This window comes from Crocosphaera sp. Alani8, assembly GCF_038442745.1.
Lineage (GTDB): Bacteria > Cyanobacteriota > Cyanobacteriia > Cyanobacteriales > Microcystaceae > Crocosphaera.
Map to the genome: position 1 here is coordinate 1 of NZ_JARVCN010000100.1, position 10485 is coordinate 10485.

Genomic DNA, 10485 nt, shown 5'->3' on the forward strand with positions numbered 1-10485 from the left:
AGCAGGAATTGAACATCAAGCCTGTCTAGGTTTGTCTAGGTTTCATGAAGCAGAGGAACTCTTGATAGCAATTTTCAATTGGGTGTATCAAAATCTCGGTTTACTTCGACTTCGCTCAGTAACAGGGAGGGGTGGGAAGTGTGGGGACTATTCTTCTTTGAGTTTGTAATCTATGCAAATGAAAATTGCCATGATAAAAGGTTGACGGATAATAAAGACAAGTCCTCAAGGTGACTGCCTTGAGGACATTAAGAAAATACATTTAGCTTTAGGCAAAAGCAAAGTCACTAGCACTCAAATTACTAGCAGTAACACCGAGTAGTTTGGCTAACTCATCGTCGCCAAGAGAAATTAAAGTATCGTCACCATGTTGAGTAATACTCAAATCATCAAAGCCGATACCTAAACCACTAAGACCTAAAACGTCTTCTCCACCAGTAAAGTCGGTGACAATGTTAGCAGCTTCGGGAATTTCACTCACAGCAATCCAGAATTGATCTTCTCCTGCTCCACCAGTGACAGTGCTATCACCACCTAACATGAAGAAGCGATCGTCTCCTGCTCCGGATATTGCACGGTCATTGCTACCCAGGATAAAGGTATCATCGCCAGATTGCCCATAGAGACGGTTGTTGCCACCACCAGCAGAACTATCGATGAGGTCATCTCCTGCTCCACTGAAGACAATTTCATCGCTACCGACTTCGATGTTTTCTCCGTCGAGGCTACCAAACACAGGGAGCAAAGGTGGTTCGGGGGTTTCTTCTTGTAAAATGGCAGTGCGTGCCGTTTGTGCCAAGTGTACCAAATCTACATGATCGGGAATACCTGGTACTTCAACGCCATAGCTTTCAAAACCTTCACCAATAAAACCATCTAGGACTTCAGAACCAGCACCTTGATAGTAAACGGGAACGGGACGGTTAGAGTGATTACCCCACTCATACTTATCATCAGGGTTAGAGCCAAAGTAATGACCAGCATCAGCAGAATCGAAAGCAAGAGTTAGAGCTTCACCGCCTTGCTCTCGGTAAAGAGCAGGGAAGTCGTCGGTTAGGGTCATGTAGTGGTCGTGATCGGCTGTCACGATTAAGAGGTTCTCTTCCCAACCACCATTTTCCTCAATCCAATCAACTGTGACTTCGACAGTCTGGTCAAGATCTATAAATGTTCCGAGTAAATTATCCATATTATTGTCATGGAGTACCCAGTCCATATCGCCCTGTTCGACAGCAAGGAAGAAACCATCTTCATCTTTGCTGAGAAACTCTAAAGAGGCTACTGTCATTTCAGCTAGAGTAGGATTCTCATCTCTTTCGCGAGTGATAAAGTCTTCTACCGTTTCGCCAGGCATTAGCGGACGGTTACTATCGGGAGTTCCTCCCGATATTTGAGAAGAGCGATGGGAAAAAGTATTTAAGCCAGTGTTACTGAAGTCGTTGTCTGCAGTTACTAAGGGCAAGTTGCCGTTTTGTCCTCTAGCTCCATAAAGACCGAACAAGCGATCGCCATCTTCTGGATTAAGTGTTTCTGCTGCCTCTAGTAAAGTCTCTGCAGCATTAGGATTGCGCTCTAGAAAATTGTAGCCGTAGAGATTATCGCCATCAGGATTATTGCTTAGTTCCTCATAGGTAGACTCAGCAATAAATCTAAAGTTAAGCTCGCCACCAATTTCTGAATCCGTGTTGTTGTAATCAAGAGGATGACCACCACCGAGAATAAGATCGGGTTGTGTTTCTAACAGCATTTGCTGCGTGACGCTATCACCAGCATCAAATTCCTCTCCTTCTAAAGCACCTTCAGGAATGCCATCATCTAGCTTATTTCGGTTGTTAACGTGAGACGCAGTTGCAGCAGGGGTGGCGTGGCTAAAAGGAACGGTAGAAATTGTCCCTGTAGCTTTTCCTTCTGCTTTGGCAGTTTCGAGAATGGTTTCCACTGGTTGCTCGAAAATGTTAACCCCCAAAGCTCCAGCAAATGTCTTAACTCCCGAATAGAGAGACGTACCAGCAGCAGCAGAGTCAGTATAGTTTTGCTTGATGTATTCCGGGTCAGAACCTTGAAGCCAAGGTTGAGAACCGCCTTCGGTGGGATCATAACCAACGAGATTACCTACCCCTGGAGAATCTTCACTGCCATAGGGATTAAAGGTAGGATCGAAGCCAGTTGAGCTATCACCTGAATCCGTTGGCAGGGTAAATCCTTCGCGCAGTACCCCTTCACCAGTAACGCGGTCTCTAGGATCTCCCTCAAAGGCTGAATTACCTTTGTTACCGTCAATAATTGTTGAATAAGTTGTGGCATGGGTGTAGCCTTCTAGTTCTTGAAAGCTAAGTCCTTCACCCCTACCCTCTGTATAGAAATCCGCTAGAGTATTTCCTTGGTGTCCTTCGTCAATTTGTTTGGCAATGGCAGCAGCACGAACCATTTCCCAGCCCATACCATCACCGACAATAATAATGACGTTTTTAGCCACAATAACACTCCTTTTTCGATTGATTTTGTACGTTCGGTTAAACGCAACTTTTACGTTATTTAATATAGGAGTCGTTTATAAAAAAGAGATTAAGAAAAAAGAAAAGGAAAGTAAAGATAAAAAAATTTATTTGCTCTATACACCATCTTGCATTTCCAAAGGCGTAATACCTTTGGGTAGTGCATCATAAGTAGTGAAAGTCTATTTTTTGCCTAAGTTCATATTAGCATAAGAGAAAGAAGTAAAAAAAATTTTTGAATCTGGGATAATTAAGTATCCGAGCAAAATTAATTGTACATTTTAATCAGAAGTTAAAATTTTTGTATTCCTTATCCGTTCGCTGTTCCTTCTGCCAAATGTGTAATTTATGGCAATTTTAATTTGCATAGATTACAAACTCAAAGAAAAATAGCCCCCACACTCCCCACCCCTCCCTGTTACTGAGCGAAGTCGAAGTAAACCGAAATTTTGATACACCCAATTGAAAACTGCTATATTTTGTCTACTCACTTAAGATAAAAGCAGTGAACCTATGGTTAAAGATTCACTGCTAAGCGGGAGAATGAAGACATGGATAATTAATTGTTCGCTCTAGTCTAATCTAGAATAAAGATGTTTTGTTAACTATCGAGTTCATCATCAAATAAAGCATCAACCGTTACTGAATCAACTTGATTAAGGGAATTTTCTTCGTTTATTTCTTTTTGAGAATCAACCATTTCGACTGGTTCATCATCAACGTAAGAATGACGAACTTCATAGAACTCTTTGCTGAGGTTTCTCGCTTGTTCATAGCTTTCAATATTACCCTGTTCAAAGTAATATTTAGTAGCTAGACGTAAATCTTCAACAGCTTGTTTTTTCTGACCGATTTCTGCCAAGAGTACCCCTCGACTATGGTAAGCTTCAGCATAGGTAGAGTCGAGGTTTAGAGCTTCTCTGTAGTCCTCCATTGCCCCTATTTGCTCCCCTAATTTTTGATAATTTAATCCTCGTTGATAATAAGCTTCTACTTCGTCTGGGTTAGTGCGAATCATCTGGGAAAAGTTCTCGATATTTTGGAGGGTTGTAACAATATCTTGGACTTCATTTAATTTAGACTGTAACCCATGAGCAAACTCATCTAGTTTTCTTTCTTTTGTACTTAAAAGAGTAAAAGATTCTTGATTAGCTTGAATTTTGTTTGACAACTCATTAACTAAATTTTGGAACTTATTATCTTGCTGATTGAAACTATTTTCTCCCTCCTGTTTTAAATGTTGCAACTGTTCTAGAATCTTAGTATGATTGCTATTTATTTGTTGCAGAATCTCCGTTTTAGAGCTTTCTTGAATCTGAGATAGCTCTACTTTTAATTGACGACGATTAGCAATTTGTAAAGCCAAAGAAAAAGAAATAGGAATAGTGGCAACAGCAACGTTACCGAAAAAAGAGCCAATCGCTCCCCCAACTAATCCCACTCCTGACAAAATGTCAAAAATTTCAGATAAATTGTTACCATTATTTTGATTGTTCAATTCTTGTTGATCGACTTGATTTTCCATAACTTTAAATCCTTATTAGCAGTTGATAAACAGTGGATAATTAAACCAAATATTCTTCTTCCTGATGGGTTAAAATAGTGCAGTCAGAAGTAGCAGAACAAGAACAAAGTAAAACATATCCTTCGTCTAATTCATTTGGTCTTAGAAAAGACTCAGCTTTGTCTGTTTGTTCAACTTTTCCAGCAATAACTTTAGCTCAACAATCCATACAAGAAGCTGCGCGACAAGATGAAGGATGTTTAATACCTTTGCTTTCAGCGATATCTAAAATGTACTCACCCGAATCAACTCCAATGGTTTTATGTAACTTGTGTTTTAGATTAATTAGTGTAACTTGAAAAGAATCTTTATTTTGACTCATTTGTAGCACCTTTATAGTTAATAAATGACTTGAATTACTTGTAAAAAATTGCACTATTAATGCAATAATTAGGTTTTAAGAGAACTAAGCAGCCTGAATTTTTGTCATATATTCGGATACTTCAACTTGGGTATCTTTTAATTGAGTAATCATAGAACGAGTAACCAATTTATTCTTTTCAACTAAAATTGCACCGGTGATGGGATGAAGAATGTTTTCTTTAGCACGACTGCCAATTAAATCTTCAATATCCTCGATTTCATTGACATACATTCCTGAAGGAACTTCTACTACAATTCCATCTCCTATAACCCTTGCTTGACAAGCTAAACGGGAACATTTATTTGCCGTAGTAATTACTTCCATCGTGCGGATTTCTCGGCGGTTCACAGGGGACAAACTTTCCATTCCTTCTGTGATAAAAACATGGCAAGTAGAACACATTCCTCGGCCGCCACACTCTTTCCAAACCTTCAAGTCTTTGGCTAATAAACCGCTCAAAAGATTATCATTGGTTAGTATATCTACCTGTTCGTTAATAGGGTCAAGTTTTACTGTTTTTGCCATGTTTAAAGTCTCCTAATCTGGCTATTTTGGGTTTAATTCATCAGTAAGGATTCAGCAGTCAGCGATAAGGGATTTAGCTTTTGAATAATATCTGTCATATTGTTAGGGTTTGACAGCAATTTACGAATTGATAAACTATAAAAGTTCATCACTTTAGGGAATAGGGAACAGAGAAAAAATAATTTGTATGAATTGTATTTAATAACTTGCAAATTGCTGTCATCAAAGGCTAGGATAATTTAATAACTCAATCCATAAAGTTAGCCTAGAGCTGAATTTTTACATTAATCGCGACACAATAATTCCATAATTTTGTTATGATGATAACCTTCTTTTTGCCACGCTTTTATAGATTTTATACGCTCAGATAAACCAATTACAAAATAATTAGAATTGGCTCCCATAGATTCACAAGTAGTTTGCACACAATGTAAGTCTTCTCCTGTTAGTTTACTAAAAAAAGCACTCATAATTCCTGCTTCCAGAAAACACATAGGACGCTTATTTTGAGGAGCAAATCTAGCAAAAGGAGAATTGAGAATTTGAGGAACTAAAAAGCCATTTTTGTAATATTTAAGGTCAATATCAAGGACTCCCCAACCATGCGCTTTCCAACATTCTTTTAAGCATTGAATAAATTGGATCATCCTCATTCTTGCTAAGGGTTCTCCGTAGTATTCTCCTAATTCATCGGCAAATCTCTGATAGAAATGTTTTCCCCACCAACTACCGCAGCTAAATAAAGCAACACTACTTCCTTCTCCGAGTTCATCTTCTAAAGTATTATAGAGTGCTTCTAATAAAGGTTGCGGAAGGGCTAATAAACGGGAACCACTACGGTTTTCTAATAGCCCAAATTCAAAGTCTCCTTGCAGATAGATATCAGGAGAAAAATAATTTCCCTTAAAGGAAGTTTTTTCGACTAAATTTGTAACATCAATCATCGGTTTATGCCTCAACTTTTAAAGTTTCACATTGGGGTTTTGTTTCGAGTAGGATCATTCTTGCTTGTTGGAGAAATGGAGTTAAGATAACCATTTGTTCTATGGTTAAAACTTCTTCTAATTCCTTCATTAGCTTCTCAAAAATATAGTTTTCAATTTCAACCATTTTTTGAGCGTGAATGATATCTGTGAGCCATTCTAAAAGGCGATGTCTGAGATAATCAGGATTGTTTAATAACATAGCCATTGATCCATATCGCATTACCGATATCCAATGTTGTAAAGCTTGCTCCAAACGCTGTCTATTTTCATCAGGAAATTCCTCAAGTAAACTATTAGCGACAGACTGAAATATTAGTAATTCTTGATCTCGTATTTCTTGATAAATTTTGAGGCTTTCTTGAAGAATCAGGGCTTTCTGTTTTAGAGATTGTAAATCTGAAGATTCCAGATAATCATCTTCGGCTTTATAGAATAAGGTTTCAAAATCTTTTTGCATAATTTTTATCTTAAAATAAATCGGATAAGTTGTTTATATTTAGGTCAGAAGAAGTCAAATTATTTGTGGTTGCAAACGATGATTTATTAGATATAGGAGCTATTTTTGGTGTAGATTCCCAGCGTATTCCTTGGAAAAAACTATCAACAGTAAGATTCAATAAAGAATCATTTGATGGTTGAATTAGATGAGATATTTTCTGCTTTTCTTGGTATCCTTTCCAATTACAACTTCCCAAAAAGTCTTTTAAGCTTAAAGATAATAAAGACTGGGATTGTTCTCTCAATTCAACGGAATCAAAATCATCTAGTTTACTGGTTTTCCCTTCCCAATTATAAGTACGAAAAAAATCATAAACACTAATACTAGACCATGTTTCCATACTCATCATTTAAGATACTCCCCACGATGTAATTTCTTTTCAATATCTTTAGCTAATGCACCTTCGTTTAACCAAAAAGTAGCCGCATCAACTCGGTCTTTCTTCCCAACTAAAAACTTACAATAAGCTTCCCCCATTGCATAACATTGAATTTCGATCGCATTGAGTTCTTTATTGACCAATTTGCTAAAAAAGCCAGCTAACAAACCAGCATAAATATGACAAACAGGTTTACCAACATCCCCCAAGGTTCGCGCCACAGCAGAATCAAAAACATTGACGAACATAAAACCATTTTTCTGTTCACTCATATCCACTTCCCAGTTACCCCAACCCTGTGCCGTAAAAGGCCACCACCAAGCTTCTAAAACGTAGTTAAGGTTCATTTTCTTGAGAGGTTTCTCATATTTGTATTGGTCATAAAGCCATTGCTGAAAAAAGTCCGCATCTCGCATTCCCCAATCTTTACCAATGTTATAAGTAACAACTCCAGCCGCACTACCAATTTCTTGTTCTAGTCCTTCGATTAACCCGAGAATAAAGTCTTCTGTGGTAAGGACATTACGAGATTCATTCCAATCAACAATGCTACCTGTTTCTGTCTGAAAAGAAAAGAAATCTTCTAAAGCATAATGATTATGTTTCTTAGGATGTTTCTTTTTTAAAGGATGCTCAAAATTAGTAACTAACTGTTGTGTTTCCTGTTTGCTATCACTTGAGGTGAAAACCATCTTATATAAACCTCAATATATTATCGAATGTAATTTTATTGTAGAAAGCAAATTTGATTATTTCTTCGGTGGTTATGAGCAAATTACTGGTGTTCCATATCTTGATTTAAGGGGTTATACAGATTAGTTACAAAAAAATAGCCAAATTAGTTACGGAAAATATACAACTGGGAACTGTCAACTGCAAACTCACGTTAGAATATGTTTAGGTTATAGTGGTATTTTCTTGTTGAAGATTTGTAAAGTACCCCCTAGAACAAACCGAGGATATTCAAATCCGATATTGTGGGATAGTCCAAAAAAATTTTTATGACTAAGTTTGTCTTTGTGACCGGTGGAGTTGTCTCTAGTATTGGCAAAGGTATTGTAGCTGCCAGTTTGGGCCGCTTATTCAAGTCCCGAAATTACTCTGTTTCTATTCTTAAACTTGACCCTTATATTAACGTTGATCCCGGTACCATGAGTCCCTATCAACACGGAGAAGTATTTGTTACCGATGACGGGGCCGAAACCGACTTAGATTTGGGCCATTACGAAAGGTTTACCGATACACCTATGTCCCGTCTTAACAGTGTAACCACCGGCTCGATCTATCAAGCAGTCCTCAATAAAGAACGACGAGGAGCCTACATGGGGGGAACTGTTCAAGTTATTCCCCATATTACCAACGAAATTAAAGAGCGAATCCATCGTGTAGCTAGAAATACCAACCCCGATATAGTAATTACCGAAATCGGTGGAACTGTAGGAGATATCGAATCTTTACCCTTTTTAGAAGCTATTCGTCAGTTTCGTAAGGATGTGGGGCGAAATAACGTTGTTTACATGCACGTAACCCTTATTCCTTGGATTCCTGCAGCTAGGGAAATGAAAACTAAACCCACTCAACATTCCGTTAAAGAATTAAGATCGATCGGTATTCAACCGGATGTTTTGGTGTGTCGTTGCGATCGCCCTCTCAAAGACGGGATGAAGGAAAAATTGTCAGAGTTTTGTGACGTTCCTGTAGAGTCGGTGATTACAGCGCAAGATGCCGGTAGTATTTATGAAGTGCCTTTGGTGGTAGAAAAAGAGGGATTAGCCCAACAAACCCTAGAATTATTACACCTAGAACCCCGTAAACCAGATTTGAGTCAATGGCAAACCCTGATACAAAAAATGCAGGCCCCCAAACTCAATATTGAGGTAGCTTTGGTGGGGAAATACGTTCAACTCAGCGACGCTTATCTATCCGTGGTAGAATCCTTAGTTCATGGTGGTATTGCTACGGATAGTGAGGTCAAGTTACGCTGGGTTAGTGCAGAAGATATCGAAAATTATGGGGCCGATAAATACTTAAGTGATATTAGTGGGGTCATTGTTCCTGGAGGTTTCGGTATTCGGGGTGTGGACGGGAAAGTTAAGGCCATTGAATACGCCAGAAAACAGAAAATTCCCTTTCTAGGACTCTGTTTAGGAATGCAATGCGCTGTCATTGAATGGGGGCGCAATGTTGCTGGTTTAAGAAATGCTAACAGTGCAGAATTTGAACCAGAAACCACCAATCCTGTGATTAATTTGTTACCGGAACAACAAGACGTGGTGGACTTAGGGGGAACCATGCGTTTAGGACTTTATCCCTGTCGTATTGCTGCCGATACTTTGGCTGCTTCTTTGTATCAACAAGAGGTGATTTATGAACGTCACCGTCATCGTTACGAGTTTAATAACGCTTATCGCAATCAATTATTAGAAACAGGGTATAAAGTCAGTGGAACTTCTCCCGATGGTCGTTTAGTAGAGATAATTGAATTTTCAGACCATCCCTTTTTTATTGCTACCCAATTTCACCCCGAATTTAGATCCCGTCCCAACTGGGCCCATCCTTTATTTTTAGGTTTTGTTCAGGCGGCGATTGAACAGAAAACCAAGGGTTCAAGTCCCGTTGTTTAGAAGTTATTTCCAGATTAGCTTACCGCCGAGAAGCCCCGCACTGTACCGAAGGTCAGTGTCGGGATGGGGCGTATAAACTGAGGAGGAAACCTCCTCAGACAGCCCCTCATGAAAGCAGGGGCAGCAGCTTTGAGACTTAACCAAAAAATGATCTAATTGGGAAAGTCTAATTGACACCTGGAAACAGGCTCAAAAGTTAAAGGGCGAAACCCATCGTTCTAGCCAGTGGAGATATGCGTCCCTAGGTTGTCCCAGACAATCAACAATGCTAAGAAGCTGGAAACGGGGAAAAAAGTTTTTCTGGATAAAAACTCGATACATTGCAGCCGATGGATAGTCGGTGGTGCTGACTGTGGAGGTATCTGGACGGGGATATGTGAATGGCAACATTTGTGTATCTAGAAAAGACCGATGAAGCAGTAACGTCCTATCGTGAGGTAGGGAAGCCCGCGCTGTACCCACTGGATCAGCGTCGGGAGGAGTGTCACGGAGATGATTAAAAAGCTGAGATTATGAGTCCTGAGTCTCCCAAACCGCCTTCTCTAGAGATTGTTAAACAAACCACAGAAGAACTGGTTAAGTTTGTACAGTGGGTGGGGGAATTAATCCGTGGTCGCAATTGGTTTACCTTATTGCTTCTAGTTGATGCGGTTTTGCTGCTGTTTTTCACTCCTGGCGGCATTTTCTCAAAAGCTCTCGAATCTTTGTGGAGTGTATCCCTGCCAGAATGGTACGGAATTTTTTTTCTGACCGTTTGGTTATTAATTGCTCTATTAGCTCTAATTATAGCAGTGGTGACTCGACCTCCAGAAACAGAAGAGGATCAGTCTGTTGAGCGCAAAGCTATTAAGGGATTACGTCCTTTTACCTTAGAAGACGCAGAAATTTTTAAACGTTTACAGAGGGAATGGCTGTTAAACGAATGTTTGGAGACAATTACCTACGATTCTTTTAGTTTTGGTATTTTGATGGGGTTGTCGGGGTGTGGTAAGACCATTTGTGACAACTTAAGGCTGGAAGTCAGATGTCAAGCTAGTTTCGCCTTATAA

Annotated in this window: 10 protein-coding genes and 1 pseudogene; 2 read left to right on the plus strand and 9 right to left on the minus strand. The window is 39.2% G+C overall.

Features of this window, described 5'->3' with window-relative positions:
- Positions 1 to 268: 268 nt before the first annotated feature.
- The 8 genes and pseudogenes from P9B04_RS07320 to P9B04_RS07355 form a co-directional block, all read right to left on the minus strand.
- Complete coding sequence (locus P9B04_RS07320; protein ID WP_342054340.1) at positions 269 to 2476, minus strand: alkaline phosphatase; 2208 nt, start codon at positions 2474 to 2476, stop codon at positions 269 to 271.
- Between the two features lie 620 nt (positions 2477 to 3096).
- Entirely contained in the window at positions 3097 to 4020 is a 924-nt protein-coding gene (locus P9B04_RS07325) for a tetratricopeptide repeat protein (protein ID WP_342054341.1), read from the minus strand.
- Positions 4021 to 4060: 40 nt separating this feature from the next.
- Positions 4061 to 4381, minus strand: a pseudogene (locus P9B04_RS07330) (2Fe-2S iron-sulfur cluster-binding protein).
- A gap of 84 nt (positions 4382 to 4465) precedes the next feature.
- On the minus strand, positions 4466 to 4948 hold the full coding sequence (locus tag P9B04_RS07335) for a 2Fe-2S iron-sulfur cluster-binding protein (RefSeq protein ID WP_342054342.1): 483 nt from the start codon (positions 4946 to 4948) through the stop codon (positions 4466 to 4468).
- 284 nt (positions 4949 to 5232) lie between these two features.
- On the minus strand, positions 5233 to 5892 hold the full coding sequence (locus P9B04_RS07340; protein ID WP_342054343.1) for a V4R domain-containing protein: 660 nt from the start codon (positions 5890 to 5892) through the stop codon (positions 5233 to 5235).
- A 4-nt stretch (positions 5893 to 5896) separates the two neighbouring features.
- Positions 5897 to 6391 (minus strand): phycobilisome protein, encoded by a 495-nt coding sequence (locus tag P9B04_RS07345; protein WP_342054344.1) that lies wholly within the window; start codon positions 6389 to 6391, stop codon positions 5897 to 5899.
- A gap of 10 nt (positions 6392 to 6401) precedes the next feature.
- Positions 6402 to 6773 carry a hypothetical protein gene (locus tag P9B04_RS07350; protein ID WP_342054345.1) on the minus strand — a complete coding sequence of 124 codons (372 nt, stop codon included), beginning with the start codon at positions 6771 to 6773 and terminating at the stop codon, positions 6402 to 6404.
- A gap of 5 nt (positions 6774 to 6778) precedes the next feature.
- Positions 6779 to 7504 carry a V4R domain-containing protein gene (locus P9B04_RS07355; protein WP_342054346.1) on the minus strand — a complete coding sequence of 242 codons (726 nt, stop codon included), beginning with the start codon at positions 7502 to 7504 and terminating at the stop codon, positions 6779 to 6781.
- Between the two features lie 309 nt (positions 7505 to 7813).
- On the opposite strand from P9B04_RS07355, the gene P9B04_RS07360 reads away from it, so the two are divergent.
- Positions 7814 to 9436, plus strand: coding sequence for a CTP synthase (locus tag P9B04_RS07360; protein ID WP_342054347.1), 1623 nt, complete (start codon positions 7814 to 7816; stop codon positions 9434 to 9436).
- Between the two features lie 189 nt (positions 9437 to 9625).
- On the opposite strand, the gene P9B04_RS07365 is transcribed toward P9B04_RS07360, so the two are convergent.
- On the minus strand, positions 9626 to 9826 hold the full coding sequence (locus P9B04_RS07365; RefSeq protein WP_342053177.1) for a hypothetical protein: 201 nt from the start codon (positions 9824 to 9826) through the stop codon (positions 9626 to 9628).
- A gap of 122 nt (positions 9827 to 9948) precedes the next feature.
- Here P9B04_RS07365 and P9B04_RS07370 point away from each other — a divergent pair, with 122 nt between their 5' ends.
- On the plus strand, positions 9949 to 10485 hold the full coding sequence (locus P9B04_RS07370) for a hypothetical protein (RefSeq protein ID WP_342054348.1): 537 nt from the start codon (positions 9949 to 9951) through the stop codon (positions 10483 to 10485).